The 12,306-nt window shown below is 72.4% G+C and carries 17 protein-coding genes; 9 read left to right on the forward strand and 8 right to left on the reverse strand.

The features are described from left to right. The first annotated feature begins 4 nt into the window (after positions 1 to 4). A complete protein-coding gene (locus AXK61_RS10130) occupies positions 5 to 493 on the forward strand; it encodes a GNAT family N-acetyltransferase (protein ID WP_068745129.1) in 489 nt (162 codons plus the stop codon). Here AXK61_RS10130 and AXK61_RS10135 read toward each other — a convergent pair. From AXK61_RS10135 to AXK61_RS10155, 5 genes are read right to left on the reverse strand one after another with little or no spacing between them, the layout of a single operon-like run. Then, a complete protein-coding gene (locus AXK61_RS10135; RefSeq protein ID WP_068745131.1) occupies positions 474 to 941 on the reverse strand; it encodes a hypothetical protein in 468 nt (155 codons plus the stop codon). The two genes, AXK61_RS10130 and AXK61_RS10135, sit on opposite strands and share 20 nt — an antisense overlap. Then, positions 938 to 2,044: a molybdopterin-dependent oxidoreductase gene (locus AXK61_RS10140; protein WP_068745133.1), complete on the reverse strand. Its 1,107-nt coding sequence runs from the start codon at positions 2,042 to 2,044 to the stop codon at positions 938 to 940. Before AXK61_RS10140 ends, AXK61_RS10135 begins: the two co-directional genes overlap by 4 nt. Next, the gene (locus AXK61_RS10145; protein WP_231855498.1) at positions 2,041 to 2,667 is read right to left on the reverse strand and encodes a class I SAM-dependent methyltransferase; all 627 of its coding nucleotides are present in this window, start codon (positions 2,665 to 2,667) and stop codon (positions 2,041 to 2,043) included. The genes AXK61_RS10140 and AXK61_RS10145 overlap by 4 nt, the downstream gene beginning before the upstream one ends. Next, a complete protein-coding gene (locus AXK61_RS10150; protein WP_068570948.1) occupies positions 2,664 to 3,341 on the reverse strand; it encodes a TIGR04282 family arsenosugar biosynthesis glycosyltransferase in 678 nt (225 codons plus the stop codon). The genes AXK61_RS10145 and AXK61_RS10150 overlap by 4 nt, the downstream gene beginning before the upstream one ends. Next, entirely contained in the window at positions 3,338 to 4,003 is a 666-nt protein-coding gene (locus AXK61_RS10155) for a glycosyltransferase family 2 protein (RefSeq protein ID WP_068570949.1), read from the reverse strand. The genes AXK61_RS10150 and AXK61_RS10155 overlap by 4 nt, the downstream gene beginning before the upstream one ends. 124 nt (positions 4,004 to 4,127) lie before the next feature. Between AXK61_RS10155 and AXK61_RS10160 the strand changes: the two genes are divergently transcribed. Genes AXK61_RS10160 through AXK61_RS10170 form a run of 3 tightly spaced genes read left to right on the forward strand, consistent with a single transcriptional unit; the run spans position 4,128 to position 7,267 of the window. Then, complete coding sequence (locus tag AXK61_RS10160; protein ID WP_231855499.1) at positions 4,128 to 5,522, forward strand: hypothetical protein; 1,395 nt, start codon at positions 4,128 to 4,130, stop codon at positions 5,520 to 5,522. Between the two features lie 19 nt (positions 5,523 to 5,541). Further along, complete coding sequence (locus AXK61_RS10165) at positions 5,542 to 6,243, forward strand: response regulator transcription factor (protein WP_231855500.1); 702 nt, start codon at positions 5,542 to 5,544, stop codon at positions 6,241 to 6,243. Further along, positions 6,236 to 7,267, forward strand: a complete 1,032-nt coding sequence (locus tag AXK61_RS10170; RefSeq protein ID WP_068745135.1) for a sensor histidine kinase — start codon at positions 6,236 to 6,238, stop codon at positions 7,265 to 7,267. Before AXK61_RS10165 ends, AXK61_RS10170 begins: the two co-directional genes overlap by 8 nt. On the opposite strand, the gene AXK61_RS10175 is transcribed toward AXK61_RS10170, so the two are convergent. Both AXK61_RS10175 and AXK61_RS10180 read right to left on the reverse strand, forming a co-directional pair. Continuing rightward, entirely contained in the window at positions 7,248 to 8,279 is a 1,032-nt protein-coding gene (locus AXK61_RS10175) for an NAD-dependent epimerase/dehydratase family protein (RefSeq protein ID WP_068745137.1), read from the reverse strand. The two genes, AXK61_RS10170 and AXK61_RS10175, sit on opposite strands and share 20 nt — an antisense overlap. Positions 8,280 to 8,342: 63 nt before the next feature. Continuing rightward, the gene (locus AXK61_RS10180) at positions 8,343 to 9,182 is read right to left on the reverse strand and encodes an alpha/beta fold hydrolase (protein WP_068745139.1); all 840 of its coding nucleotides are present in this window, start codon (positions 9,180 to 9,182) and stop codon (positions 8,343 to 8,345) included. 120 nt (positions 9,183 to 9,302) lie between these two features. On the opposite strand from AXK61_RS10180, the gene AXK61_RS10185 reads away from it, so the two are divergent. From AXK61_RS10185 to AXK61_RS10190, 3 genes are all read left to right on the forward strand, one after another. Further along, positions 9,303 to 9,638, forward strand: coding sequence for a hypothetical protein (locus AXK61_RS10185; RefSeq protein ID WP_068572923.1), 336 nt, complete (start codon positions 9,303 to 9,305; stop codon positions 9,636 to 9,638). After that, positions 9,635 to 9,808, forward strand: coding sequence for a hypothetical protein (locus tag AXK61_RS24925; protein WP_156485629.1), 174 nt, complete (start codon positions 9,635 to 9,637; stop codon positions 9,806 to 9,808). Before AXK61_RS10185 ends, AXK61_RS24925 begins: the two co-directional genes overlap by 4 nt. Positions 9,809 to 9,964: 156 nt before the next feature. Further along, the gene (locus tag AXK61_RS10190) at positions 9,965 to 10,324 is read left to right on the forward strand and encodes a hypothetical protein (RefSeq protein ID WP_068572925.1); all 360 of its coding nucleotides are present in this window, start codon (positions 9,965 to 9,967) and stop codon (positions 10,322 to 10,324) included. A gap of 144 nt (positions 10,325 to 10,468) precedes the next feature. Here the strand turns inward: AXK61_RS10190 and AXK61_RS10195 are convergent, their stop codons facing one another. Continuing rightward, entirely contained in the window at positions 10,469 to 10,933 is a 465-nt protein-coding gene (locus AXK61_RS10195; protein ID WP_068572927.1) for a carboxymuconolactone decarboxylase family protein, read from the reverse strand. Between the two features lie 18 nt (positions 10,934 to 10,951). Here AXK61_RS10195 and AXK61_RS10200 point away from each other — a divergent pair, with 18 nt between their 5' ends. Both AXK61_RS10200 and AXK61_RS10205 read left to right on the forward strand, forming a co-directional pair. After that, on the forward strand, positions 10,952 to 11,944 hold the full coding sequence (locus tag AXK61_RS10200; RefSeq protein ID WP_068572929.1) for a pirin family protein: 993 nt from the start codon (positions 10,952 to 10,954) through the stop codon (positions 11,942 to 11,944). Beyond that, complete coding sequence (locus AXK61_RS10205) at positions 11,941 to 12,279, forward strand: GNAT family N-acetyltransferase (RefSeq protein ID WP_068572931.1); 339 nt, start codon at positions 11,941 to 11,943, stop codon at positions 12,277 to 12,279. The genes AXK61_RS10200 and AXK61_RS10205 overlap by 4 nt, the downstream gene beginning before the upstream one ends. Positions 12,280 to 12,306: the final 27 nt, after the last annotated feature.

The raw sequence follows: 12,306 nt of genomic DNA on the forward strand, positions 1-12,306 counted from the left end.
CCCCATGGAGATCCGCGACGCGCAACCGTCCGACCTGCCGGCGATCCTCGTCATCCACAACGACGCCGTGGAGAACTCGACGGCGATCTGGACCGAGGAGAAGGCCGACCTCGCCGAGCGCGAGGCGTGGCTGTCCGCGCGCCGGGGCGCCGGGTTCCCCGTCCTCGTCGCCATCGTTGACGGTGAGCTGGGCGGATACGCCTCGTACGGACCCTTCCGCGCGAAGAGCGGGTACAAGCACACCGTCGAGAACTCGGTGTACGTGGCGGACGGCTTCTACCGGCGCGGCATCGCCGAGGCCCTGATGAAGGCGCTCATCGAGCGCGCCGAGCAGTCCGACGTGCACGTCGTCGTCGCGGCGATCGAGGAGTCGAACCACGCCTCGGTCGCTCTGCACCGCAAGCTCGGCTTCCGGGTCACGGGCCAGATGCCGCAGGTGGGCTACAAGTTCGGTCGCTGGATGGACCTGGTGCTCATGCAGAAGATCCTCTGACCGTCCGCACCACCCCGGACAGCACGACGGCCAGCGCGATCGCGACGAGCAGCGCGATCGTCGCCACCCCGTAGGGCTGGTCCAGCACCGTCGGGTTCAGCGCGCCCTTCCCGGGTGGGCGTGGCAGCGCCACGGCGGCGGCGAGTGCCGACACCGTCGCCGCGGCCAGCGCGCCGCACAGCGCCCCCGGCCACCACGCGGGCGGCAGCACCCGCAGTGCGGCGTGCCCGGCGAGCAGGCACAGCGGCGCGAACACCCCGTCGTGCGCGACGAGGATCGCGACCGCCCACAGCGCCGCAGACAGCAGGTCGCGCGGCGGCAGGTCCGTCAATCGCAGTGCGCCGTAGACGATCAGGCCCACGCCCGCCGCAACGAGCAGGGCCCGCAGTACCGTCACCGCTGTCCCTGCGCGTCCCGTGCCCGACGGTTCCGTGCCCACCTCCGTCATGCCGCTCCGATCCTCGACACCCACTTGGTCTGATGCACGCCGGGCCGCGCCGCGGCGATCAGCCGGCACGGGTAGCCGTGGTCGAGGTCGAGGACCTCGCCGTTGAGCTGCAGTGCGAGCAACGAGGTCTCGTCGCGCACCTTCGCGGACGCCATCGTCGATTGGGCGTACAGCCCCAGCTCCCTCGACGCGAACCGCAGGTCGGCACCGTCGAGGCCGGCGAGCGCGGCGAGGTCCGCGACGCGCACCCCGGTCCACCAGGCGTACTGCGTCCAGCCCTCCACGCAGGCGATGGGCAGCCGGACGGTGTGCTGCGGGAGGGCCCGCAGCTCGGCGAGCGTGAGCTCGACCTTCCGCGGGCCGTCGAGCATGAGCCGGAAGTCCGGCGAGCGAACGTGTTCCACCACGCCGGCGGCCGCGGCGGTACGATTGACCGGCATGCTCTGCGGCCCTCGACCGGACCGCGGCGCGAGCACGCCCAGCCGGTGCAGCCCCGGGATCGACTGGCTCCCGACGGTGACCACCGCCAGCCCGGCGGCGGCGAATCCGGCGGTGAGGACGGTGCGCCGGGACACGCCGGGCACCCACGCCGCCTCCATGCTGCCGCGCCGGAATGCCGCGATCACCAGCGGCAGCTTGATCGCGAGGTGGATCGAGACCGCGCCGAGCACCACGAAGGCCGTCGCGTAGTGCGCCGTCGGGAAGAAGAACTTCCACGCGTACCACTGCGCGATGTTCAGGAGGCCGGTGAACAGCTGGAAGAGCATCGACGCCACCAATGCGAAGGTCGCGATGCGCTCGAGGAGCCGCGGCAGCGACCCGATGATGGGTCGCTCGAACAACTTCGGGTAAACGGCCGCCAGTTTCAGCAGCACCAGCGGGATCGCGGCCACACCCGATGTGATGTGCACGCCCTGCGTGAGCTGGTAGACCCAGATCGGCGAGCGCGGCTCCACGAACCACGAGGGCGGGTGCTGCAGCCAGTGACTGAACAACCCCGTCGAGAAGCACACGATGATGCACACACCGAGCATCGCGCCGAGCCGGGCCGCCACCGCGGGGCGGCGGAGCGCGGGCGGGCCGGTGGGCGACGGTGCGGTCACCGGACCAGCTCCGCGCACCGTCGGCCGGAGTGGTCCAGCCACCGCGCGAGCCGCAACCCCGCGGTGGCGGCGAGATCGTCGAGAGCGTCGGATCCCACACGCGCCCAGGGGAACCAGACGGACGTGCCGCCCGCTGCCCGCACGCGGATCGCCTCCCGGAGTACGCCGCGGGTCGCGGGCTCGACCTCCACGACGACGGTGCCGCCGGGTTCCACCAGTGAGGCCGCGCGGCGCAGTAGTCGTGCGGGGTCACCGCCGATGCCGATGTTGCCGTCGAGCAGGATCGCGTGCGACCAGCGTCCTTCGCCGGGGAGCGGGGCGAACACGTCGCGCCGCAACGCGGCGGCACCTCGCTCCCGGGTGAGACGTACGGCATGCGGTGAATCATCCACGCCCAGTGCGGGAATGCCCCGTCGAAGCAGCAGGTCGACGATGCGGCCGGGGCCGCAGCCCAGGTCCACCGTCGGGCCGTGGCACCAGTCGAGCACGACGGTGAGGAGCGACTCGTCGGCGTGCTCGTGCCCGAGCCAGCGCGCGACGGGCAGCCGCCGCACCTCGCCTCCGGCGGTCTGCAGCTCGCCGTCGCGGCCCGCCATCACGGCGTCCCAGTGCGCCGCGGTCACGCGCTCCGCTCCCGCTCGGGGAGAAGGGTTTCCGCAGTTCGGCGGAACCACGAGTCCGGTGCGCATGCGGCGGCCACCGCACGGACGTCGTCGGGCCGATCCACGTCGCGCAGCTCGGGCAGTTCGCGCGGGTCGAGCCCGGCGTCGGCGAGCGCCCGCCGGGTGGACGAGCCCGTCGATGCGGTCGACATCGGGACGTCCAGCAGACAGGCCAGACGGTCCGCCGCACCCTCCGGCACGCCGAGCGCCCACCACCCGCCGTCCTCGGCGGGGCCGAGTGCGGCGGACCGTCGGGATGCTTCGAGGCCGAGCGCCAGCAGGTCGGGCCGGACCTGCGGGGTGTCCATGCCGATCTGCAGGACGGGACCGTCGCCGAGCTCGGCGGCGCGGTGGTGCGCCGCGATCAGCCGCTCGGCGAGCCCGCCCTCCGTCTGCCCGAAGACCTCACAGCGGACGAGCAGCTCGCGCAGTCCGGCACCGTCGACGGCGTCCTCGAGCCTCCCGCCGAGCGCCACCGCGCACCGGGCGCCGGGCACGGCGAGCGCCGCGGTCACGGTGTCGCGGAGCGCGGCGGCGGCCAGTCGGGCCGCGTCATCAGCACTGTACGTGCAGGTCAGTCGGGTCTTGACCAGTCCGGGGACGGGCGCCTTGGCGACCACCAGCACGGTGCTCATCGCGCCGCCCGCAGGAAGTCGACGGTGGCTCGGACCGTGCCGCGCACCGACCCGGAGACCTTGGAGCGCCCACCCGTGCGGGGGCCGTAGCGGACCGGCCGCTCGACCACTCGCCAGCCGGCCGCGCCGGCGCGCGCGAGCAGTTCGACGGGGTAGCCCGAGCGACGATCCTCGACGCCGAGTCCCAGCACGGCGTCGCGGCGCACGGCGCGCATCGGGCCGATGTCGTGCAGGGGCAGCCCGTACCTCCGGCGCAGACGCGCGGCGACGAGCGCCGACCCCATCCGGGCGTGCCACGGCCAGACGCCGGGGGAGGCGGGGCGGCGCCGCCCGACGGCGAGGTCCGCGCCCGCGCGCACCGCGGCGACCAGGGACGGGAGCTCGCGGGGGTCCATCGAGCCGTCACCGTCGACGGTGCAGACGAGCGCCGAGCGCGCCGCGCTGACCCCGGCGTGGACGGCGCTGCCGTATCCGGGACGCGGCTCGACGATCACCTCGGCGCCCGCCCGACGCGCCACCTCGGCGGTCCCGTCGGTGGAGCCGTTGTCGACCACCAGAGCGATGAAACCGGCAGGGAGGGAAGCGATCACAGGTCCGATCGACGAGGCCTCGTCGCGGCACGGGATCACGACGGTGACCGTGTCCGGCTCGATGTCTGTCATGTCTTTCACGCTAGGAAGGACGTGCCGTCCGGGCCAGGCGTTCGCGATGACGAAAGTGTGACGGTGCGCCGTCACATGCCGTTCGGGCTGTCGGTGGCGCGGTTGCGTCGATACCGTCGATGCCATGCCGAGTGAACCGGTCGCGTCCAGCGGTGCCGCGTGTCGCACGTCCCGCGGTCCTGCTCGCGGCGACCTGGCGTGGGCCGCGGGCGCGGTGCTGCTCGTCGCGGCGGCGATGATCGTCCCGCACCTGTTCGACGTCGGGTTCCGCATGCGCCTGGTCGCGGAGTCCGCGCCGCTGTTCGGGAAGTTCCGCCTGCACACCGGTCCCGGCACCGTGCCCGCCCTGGTCATCGCGTTCGCGGTCGTACTGTGGGGCCCCGCGCTGGCCCGCCGCCTGCCCTTCGGCCGGCTCGTCGCGCTCTCCTCGGTGGTGCTGTTCGCATGGGCGCTGAGCCTGGGCACCATCGCGGGGTGGCAGCGCCTCGCGACCAAGCTGAGCGGCTACGACCAGTACCTGCACGAGGTGCCCGGGGCGAGCGCGCACGTCGGGGCGGCCGTCCGGGACTTCGCCCGCCGCATCCCCGACTACCAGCCCGACTCGTGGACGGTGCACGTCTCGGGTCACCCGCCGGGGGCGCTGCTGACCTTCGTCGGGCTGGACCGGATCGGCCTGGGCGGCGGCACCTGGGCCGCACTGTTCTGCACGGCCGCGGGCGCCTCGGCCGCGGCGGCGGTCCTGCTCACGGTCCGCACGCTGGGCACGGAGGAGATCGCCCGGTGCAGCGCGCCCTTCCTGGCCCTGTTCCCGGGCGCGCTGTGGCTAGCACCGTCGGGCGACGCCTACTTCGCCGGCACGGCCGCCTGGGGGATCGCGGCGCTGGCGGTCGCGGCGGTCTCCCGCGGCCGGCGCGCGGCGGCCTTCGGCGTGCTCGCGGGCCTGATCCTGGGGTGGTCGGTCTTCCTCAACTACGGCCTGGTCCTCATGGGCCTGATGGCGGTGACGGTGCTGCTCATCGCCCGGAACCCCCGCCCGCTGTTCACCGCGGTCCCCGCGGCCCTGGCGGTGGTCGGGCTGTTCGCGCTCGCCGGCTTCTGGTGGCTGGACGGCTACCACGGCGTGGTGCTGCGCTACTACCAGGGCATCGCCTCCTTCCGGCCCTTCGTCTACTGGGGCTGGGCGAACCTCGCCGCCGCGGCGTGCGCGTTCGGCGTCGCGGGCGCCGCCGCGATCGGCCGGGTGCCGGGGTTGCTGAGGCACATCCGCCGCCCCCTGCTGGGGACCCCGGCGGCACTCATCGGCCTCGTCGCGGGCGCCGCGCTGATGGTGCTCGCCGCGGACCTGTCCGCGCTCAGCAAGGCGGAGGTCGAGCGGATCTGGTTGCCGTTCACCGTGTGGATCGCGGCCGGAGCGGGAATGCTCTGGTACGGAAGGGGTGACGCGACCGCGCGGGCCTGGCTCGCGGCCCAGGCGGTGGGCGCGCTGCTCGTGGCCCACACGGTGCTGATCTACCAGTGAAGGATGGAGGGAGCAGGGCGTGAACGACGAACGGTACGTGCTCATCGCCGACGACGACCCGCTGGTCAGCGACGTCGTGCGCCGCTATCTCGAGCGGGACGGCCTGCTCACGTCCGTCGTCGCCGACGGTGCCGCGGCCGCCGAGCACCTCGCCGCCGGCCGGGTGCGCCTCGCGGTGCTCGACGTGATGATGCCCGGCCCGGACGGCATCGAGCTGTGCCGCCGGGTGCGCGGTGGGGAGGCCGGCGCACCGTCGGACCTGCCCCTGATCCTGCTCACCGCGCTCGGGGAGGAGGACGACCGGGTGACGGGCCTCGCCGCGGGCGCCGACGACTACGTCACCAAGCCCTTCAGCCCCCGTGAGCTGGCGCTGCGCGTCGCGTCGGTACTGCGCCGCGCGCACCGGGAACCGACGGCCGCGGTCAGCGAGGGCGCGGTCACCGTCGACACCGCGGCGTGTGTCGCGACGGTGCACGGCAGAGTCGTGTCGACGACGCGTCGCGAGTTCGACCTCCTCGCGCATTTCCTCGCCCACCCCGGCGAGGTGTTCAGCCGCGAGGACCTGCTGGAGCAGGTCTGGGGGTGGCAGTTCGGCGACATGTCGACGGTGACGGTCCACGTGAAACGTCTGCGCGCCAAGCTCGGCGAGGAGCACCGGATCGAGACGGTGTGGGGCCGCGGATACCGCTGGGGCGCCGGTGAGGAGGACGACGATGCCTGAGGTGCTGAAGATCGCGCTGCTCGCGTTGCTGTGGTCGGCGCCGGTGGTGCTCGCGGGGGCGCTCGTACTGTGGCGAGCGCGGCGCATGTCGCTGCAGATGTCGATGGTGATCCTCGTGCTGATCCCGGTGCTCGCCGTGCTGTCCGGCGTGATCGGGGTCAGCGGGTTCATGTTCACCGCCGACTTCACCCGCACCGTGACGGTGCTCGGCGCCGTGCTCGTGGTCGCGGTGCCGGCGGCGGTCGCGCTCGGACGGTTCCAGGCCCGACGCACGGTGTGGGAGCGGCAGATCCGCCAACAGGAGCGGGCGGCCGAGGCTTCGCGCCGCGAACTCGTCGCGTGGGTGAGCCACGACCTGCGGACGCCGCTCGCCGGGATCCGTGCCATGTCGGAGGCACTCCGCGACGCGGTGGTCACCGACCCCGACGACGTGACCGAGTTCGCGGACCGGATCGACCGGGAGACCGTGCGGCTCTCGGCCATGGTGGACGACCTGTTCGAGATGTCCCGGATCCATTCCGGTGCGCTCGCTCTGGACCTCGAGACGATCGACGTGCGGGAGGTCGCGGACGAGGTCCGCGCGGGCCTGGCGCAGGTCGCGGCGCGGGCGCAGGTGACACTGGAACTCGATGCGCCCGAGCCGGTCCCGGCGCCCGTCGGGGTATCGGCGCTCGCCCGGATCCTGCGCAATCTCGTGCTCAACGCCCTCGCCCACACGCCGGCGGGCGGCACGGTGACGATCGCCGTTCGCCGCGACGGAGACGAGGTGGTGCTCCGCGTGGACGACACGGGTACCGGCATCGCCGACGTCGACCTGGAGCGGATCTTCGACCTCGCCTACCGTGGTACCGCGCACCGGTCGCCCGTGAACACCGACGGCCTCCCGGCGGGCACCGGGATGGGACTGGCCATCGCGCGGGGCCTCGTGGACGTGCACGGGGGCACCGTCGTCGCGGCGAACCTGCGGCGCGGCGCCCGGTTCGAGGTGCGGCTACCGGGCGGGCTCAGCGCAGAGGAGCGGTAGCGAACTCGGCCAGGCCCCGCTCGGGCCCGATCGCCGCCGTGAATCCGAGTTCCGCCGCGGCGCGGGCGGGGTCGGCCACGATGTGCCGAACGTCGGGGGCGCGGAACTCGCCCGTCACCACGGGTTCGGGGGCGTCGGCGGTGTCGCGGGCCAGGATCCGCGCGACCTCTCCGATCGTGACCGGGACGCCCGAGCACACGTTGTACGTTCGGAAGGCTTCCCGCGGCTCGGCGTGCAGCGCCAGGAGGTTGGCCCGGGCCACGTCGCGCACGTGCACGAAGTCCCGGGTCTGCCGGCCGTCCTCGAAGACGCGCGGTGCGCGCCGGGCGGCCAGCGCGGAGCGGAAGATCGACGCCACCCCCGCGTACGGGGTGTCTCGCGGCATCCGCGGGCCGTAGACGTTGTGATAGCGCAGCGCGATCACCGAGCCGCCGGTCGCCCGCGTCCACGCCGCGGCGTAGAACTCCTGCGCCGCTTTGGAAGCCGCGTACAGACCGTTCGGGGCGATCGGCGCCTCCTCCCTCGTCGGGGCCCACCGCGCGACGGCGCCGTCGGGCAGGATCCGCTCGAATCGTCCGGCCCGCAGGTCGTCGACGGTGCGCGGCAGCGGCGTCGCGGGCCGCCCGTCCGCGTCGACGAAGGCACCGTCGCCGTACACGACCATCGACGAGGCCAACACCAGGCGGCGGCAGCCGACCCGGGCCATCGCGGCGAGCAGCTCGGCCGTGCCCAGGTCGTTGTTGGCGGCGAACAGCGGCGCGTCCGCGGCGTCGACACCGGCGCCGACCGCGGCGGCCTGATGACAGACGACGTCCACGCCGCGCAGCGCGTCGTCGAGACCCTGCGCGTCGAGGAGGTCGAGCCGCCGCACGCCGTCGGGGGTCGCGTCCGTGTCGTGCGCCTGGGGGAGCATCGTGTCGATGCCGACGACCTCGTGCTCGCCGCCCGCGTCGAGCAGGTCGGAGATGTGCGAGCCGATGAACCCGGCGGCGCCGGTGAGGAGTACGCGCATGGATCCATCGTGACCGGCACCGGGCGGCGCGTCGAGATCCGCGTGCCGCCCGTCACCGACTCGTCACACGTGCGCGGCGTTGTCCGCGATGAGCCCCGCGAGCTGCTCCGGCCGCTCATCGGGGATCCAGTGACTCACCCCGTCGAGCACGACGAACCGGTACGGCCCGTCCACGTACTCACCGGCGAGCTCCGCACCGGCGCGGCTGAGCGCGATGTCGTCGGTGCTCCAGACGTAGGTCACGGGGCAGCCGATCCGCGTGCCCTCGCCCGGCTTCACCGCGGTGAAGGGCATGCCGCGGTAGTAGTTCAGGCCGCCGCCCAGGAGCCCGGGCGTCAGCACCTCGTCGACGACGGTGCCGATCGCCGGGCCCGGCATCCCGCTCGCGCGGAGGAAGGCCTCGAACCGGGACGGGAACCGTCGGGCCAGGAACTCCGGGACGAACGGGACCTGGAAGAGGTACATGTAGTACGACTTCAGGGCCTGGTCCGAGCGGAGGAAGGCCCGCAGGAAGGCGAGCGGGTGCGGCACCGAGACAGCGGTCAGCGTGCGCACGAGGTGCGGGTACGACGACGCGGTCAGCCAGGCCGTCGACGCGCCCCAGTCGTGCCCGACCAGGTGCGCCGGACCGGTGCGCTCCAGCAGCGCGGCGATGTCCGCCGCCAGCTCGGAGCTGCGGTACTGCCAGCGCCGGGGCGGGGTCGCCGTGCGCGCGTACCCGCGCTGCCACGGGACGACGGTGCGGTACCCCCGCGCGTGCAGGTGCTCCGATACGGCCGCCCAGGACGTGGGCGTCTGCGGGAAGCCGTGCAGCAGAACGACGATCTCCCCGTCGATCGGTCCGCTGTCGACGACCGGGAAGACCAGTCCCGACCTGGTGAACTCCGTGATCCGTTCCGTCATGCACTCACCCAACCACGCTCGACGGTGCGCGGCATCCGCCCCGGGGCGGAGATGCGCGGAACCGTTCGGCGTCCCGGCGCGTCCAATGGGTAGGGGACGAATTCGTGAGGGGAGGGCGGGATGCTCAGTGGACCGTTGGTGACGTTGGTGGTCGGCCTGGCCGGTGTCGCCGGCGTGCTCGCGACCCTTGGGCAGCGCACGTGGTCGGAGACGAGGGACCGCGCCCATCGGATCAGTCACGATGCGCGAACAGAGTGGTGGTGTCGATATCAGTGGGCCGCTGAGCAGGCGAATCAGCAGGAGAACGTCCGTGCTCAGGAGTTCGGAAAGGCAGTGATGAGTGCCCTGACGGACGAGAGTCCGGTAACCGACAGTGAGCTGGCAATTCTCGCAGCAGTGGCGGCGCGGCTCGCGATGATGAACACTGACGACGACAGCTCAGGAGGTGCGACATGAGCGATTACGACAGCGCAAAAGCACGAGCTAACGCGAAGTTCGAGCTCACTGGCGATTCGCCACGGTCTCGACAGCTCAGCGCGGAAATCCTGGTCAAAGTCGCTCGCCGCCGGGGCGAGGAGCCGGAGCAGTGGGTTCTCGACGTCGCGGAGGGCCGCCTCCCGGCGTGACCTGTCAGGCGGAGTAGCTTCCACCGGCCGATTCAGCACGTCCGCCATCGTGCTGGCGAGAGTCGTCCGGCGACGATTCAGCGGATGTTGAGCGAGGCTTAAGGGTTGAGGCGCACGGTGGAGGGGTCAGCACACCCGCAAGACGGAGGAGTCGTCATGATCACCAGGACCGTCACCATCACCGCAGCGGTCGCCGCAGCAGCCGGCCTCGCCCTCGTCGCACCCGGAGCGGCGAACGCGTCGCCGAACCCGTGCGACGTCCACCAGACCGTCGTCGCCCACATCGAGACGCCCAGCTCCAGCGCGTCGATCTGCCGCTGGAAGGGCGACGGCCGCACCGAGTACCGCGGCTTCGGCAAGGGCAACGGCCTGGCGGTGACCGCGCCCGTCGTGTGGTCGAACGGCTCGTCCTACAGCGCCGTCAACAACGGCTACACCTACCGCCTCGACGTGGGTCGAGGCCTCGCCGTCGTCGCTCCGAACGGTTACCAGATCTCGTACGAGCCCGCGATCTGACGGAACCGTTCCGCCGCCCGGCGCGTCCAATCGGTAAGGAGGCGACGGGGGACGGACGAGTGACACCATATCGGCCACGCTGGTCCCGGGTCCGGCGGGAATCGTCGGCGTTCTCGCGACGCTGTGGCACCGTCGCCCTGCGGATCAGCCCCGGTGCCGCACTTCGTACCCACTGACCACGGACACGCGGTTGAACGCGTTGATCGTGACCGCGGCCCAGATGAGTACGGACGTCTGAGTCTCGTCGAGGACGTCCGTCGCGCGGTCGTAGGCGATGTCCGCGGCGTGATGCGGAGGCAGCGAGGTCACCAGCTCGGCGATCTCGAGCGCGGCGCGCTCCAGGTCGTCGAACAGGCCCGGGGCCTCGCGCCACGCGGGCAGTACGTCGAGTTGCTGATCGCTGACGCCCGCGGCGCGCGCCGCCTGCGCGTGCAGGTTGAGGCAGAACGCGCAGCCGTTGAGCTGCGAGCACCGCAGGTTCACCAATTCGATGACCCCGCGGCTCATCCCGGCCGCCTCCGCGGCCGCGGCCACCTCGGCCGAGACCGCGACGAGCTGCTTGTAGATCCGGGGTGAGGCCTTGTCGATCCGCACTCTCTGCGCTGGCATGGCACTAGGCTAGCCGCTATGAGCAACGTCGACCGGACGCCCGAAGAGGTCGAGTGCGGGGCCACGGCTCCGAGCGCCGGAGTGGAGGTGATCGAGGCCCGGGAGGTGCCGCTCGGCGGCCCTCGGGCGATGACGGTGCGCCGCACCCTTCCCACGCACGAGCGCTCGATGATCGGTGCGTGGTGCTTCGCCGACCACTACGGCCCCGACGAGGTGGATCGCTCCGGCGGGATGAACGTCCCGCCGCACCCGCACACCGGTCTGCAGACCGTGAGCTGGCTGTTCGAGGGCGAGATCGAACACCGCGACAGCGCGGGCGTCGAGGCGCCCGTCCTGCCCGGCGAGCTCAACCTGATGTCCGCCGGCTCCGGCATCAGCCACTCCGAGGTGTCCACGCCCGAGACCACGATGCTCCACGGCGTGCAGCTGTGGCTCGCGCTACCGGACCGGGTACGTAACGCCCACAACGGATTCCAACACTACGTGCCGCCCGTCGTGGAACTTCCCGACGTGCGCCCCGACGGTCCGGGCGGCACCGTGAAGGTGTTCATCGGCGAGCTCGCGGGCAGCTCCGCGGAGATCACCACCGCCACGCCGCTACTCGGCGCCGAGATCCACCTCGCGCCCGGTGCGCGCGTCGCGATCGCGGTGAACGAGGAGTTCGAGCACGGCGTTCTGCTCGACACGGAGCGTCTCCTGTTCGACGGGGTGGCCCTCACCCGGGGCGATCTCGGATACGCCGGGCCCGGCCTCGGCGGACTCCGGCTGCACAACCCCACCGATCGGCCCGCCCGCGTGATCCTGCTGGGCGGTGCCCCGTTCGGGGAGGACATCGTGATGTGGTGGAACTTCGTCGGCCGCAGCCACGAGGAGATCGTCGGGTTCCGCGAGGAATGGGAGGCGCGGTCCGTGCGTTTCGGCGAAGTGAGCGGTTGGCGGGACGATCAGTACCTGCCCGCGCCGCCGTTGCCCACCACCCGCCTGAAACCGCGCACGAGGAGCACACGATGACCGACAACACCGCTGATACCCAGGACGCCGTCACCGTCGCCCGGAACGACGCCGAGGGCCGCTACGAGGTCGCCGTGGGTGGCGAGCTCGCCGGATTCACCCTGTTCATCGACCACGGCGAGCAGCAGCGGATCTTCCCGCACACGGAGGTGTTCGAGCAGTTCGGCGGCCGCGGTCTCAGCTCCATCCTGATCCGTGACGCGCTCGCCGACACCCGTGCGGCGGGCAAGCACGTCGTCCCCGTGTGTCCGCTGGTCAAGAAGTACGTGATCAAGCATCCGGACGCCGCGGACGTCGACCCGGTCACGCCGGAGATCCTCGCCGCACTGCGCTGACCGGCGCCGTCCTCGGACGCGTTCACA

Source organism: Tsukamurella pseudospumae, assembly GCF_001575205.1.
GTDB lineage: Bacteria > Actinomycetota > Actinomycetes > Mycobacteriales > Mycobacteriaceae > Tsukamurella > Tsukamurella pseudospumae.

Bases quoted from the DNA above. Each gene is read 5' to 3' on its own strand.
- AXK61_RS10170 (WP_068745135.1), top strand. From the start codon at position 6,236: ATGCCTGAGGTGCTGAAGATCGCGCTGCTCGCGTTGCTGTGGTCGGCG.
- AXK61_RS10135 (WP_068745131.1), bottom strand. From the start codon at position 941: ATGACGGAGGTGGGCACGGAACCGTCGGGCACGGGACGCGCAGGGACA.
- AXK61_RS10200 (WP_068572929.1), top strand. From the start codon at position 10,952: ATGAGCAACGTCGACCGGACGCCCGAAGAGGTCGAGTGCGGGGCCACG.
- AXK61_RS10190 (WP_068572925.1), top strand. From the start codon at position 9,965: ATGATCACCAGGACCGTCACCATCACCGCAGCGGTCGCCGCAGCAGCC.
- AXK61_RS10180 (WP_068745139.1), bottom strand. From the start codon at position 9,182: ATGACGGAACGGATCACGGAGTTCACCAGGTCGGGACTGGTCTTCCCG.
- AXK61_RS10150 (WP_068570948.1), bottom strand. From the start codon at position 3,341: ATGAGCACCGTGCTGGTGGTCGCCAAGGCGCCCGTCCCCGGACTGGTC.
- AXK61_RS24925 (WP_156485629.1), top strand. From the start codon at position 9,635: ATGAGCGATTACGACAGCGCAAAAGCACGAGCTAACGCGAAGTTCGAG.
- AXK61_RS10160 (WP_231855499.1), top strand. From the start codon at position 4,128: ATGCCGAGTGAACCGGTCGCGTCCAGCGGTGCCGCGTGTCGCACGTCC.
- AXK61_RS10155 (WP_068570949.1), bottom strand. From the start codon at position 4,003: ATGACAGACATCGAGCCGGACACGGTCACCGTCGTGATCCCGTGCCGC.
- AXK61_RS10175 (WP_068745137.1), bottom strand. From the start codon at position 8,279: ATGCGCGTACTCCTCACCGGCGCCGCCGGGTTCATCGGCTCGCACATC.
- AXK61_RS10195 (WP_068572927.1), bottom strand. From the start codon at position 10,933: ATGCCAGCGCAGAGAGTGCGGATCGACAAGGCCTCACCCCGGATCTAC.
- AXK61_RS10205 (WP_068572931.1), top strand. From the start codon at position 11,941: ATGACCGACAACACCGCTGATACCCAGGACGCCGTCACCGTCGCCCGG.
- AXK61_RS10130 (WP_068745129.1), top strand. From the start codon at position 5: ATGGAGATCCGCGACGCGCAACCGTCCGACCTGCCGGCGATCCTCGTC.
- AXK61_RS10185 (WP_068572923.1), top strand. From the start codon at position 9,303: ATGCTCAGTGGACCGTTGGTGACGTTGGTGGTCGGCCTGGCCGGTGTC.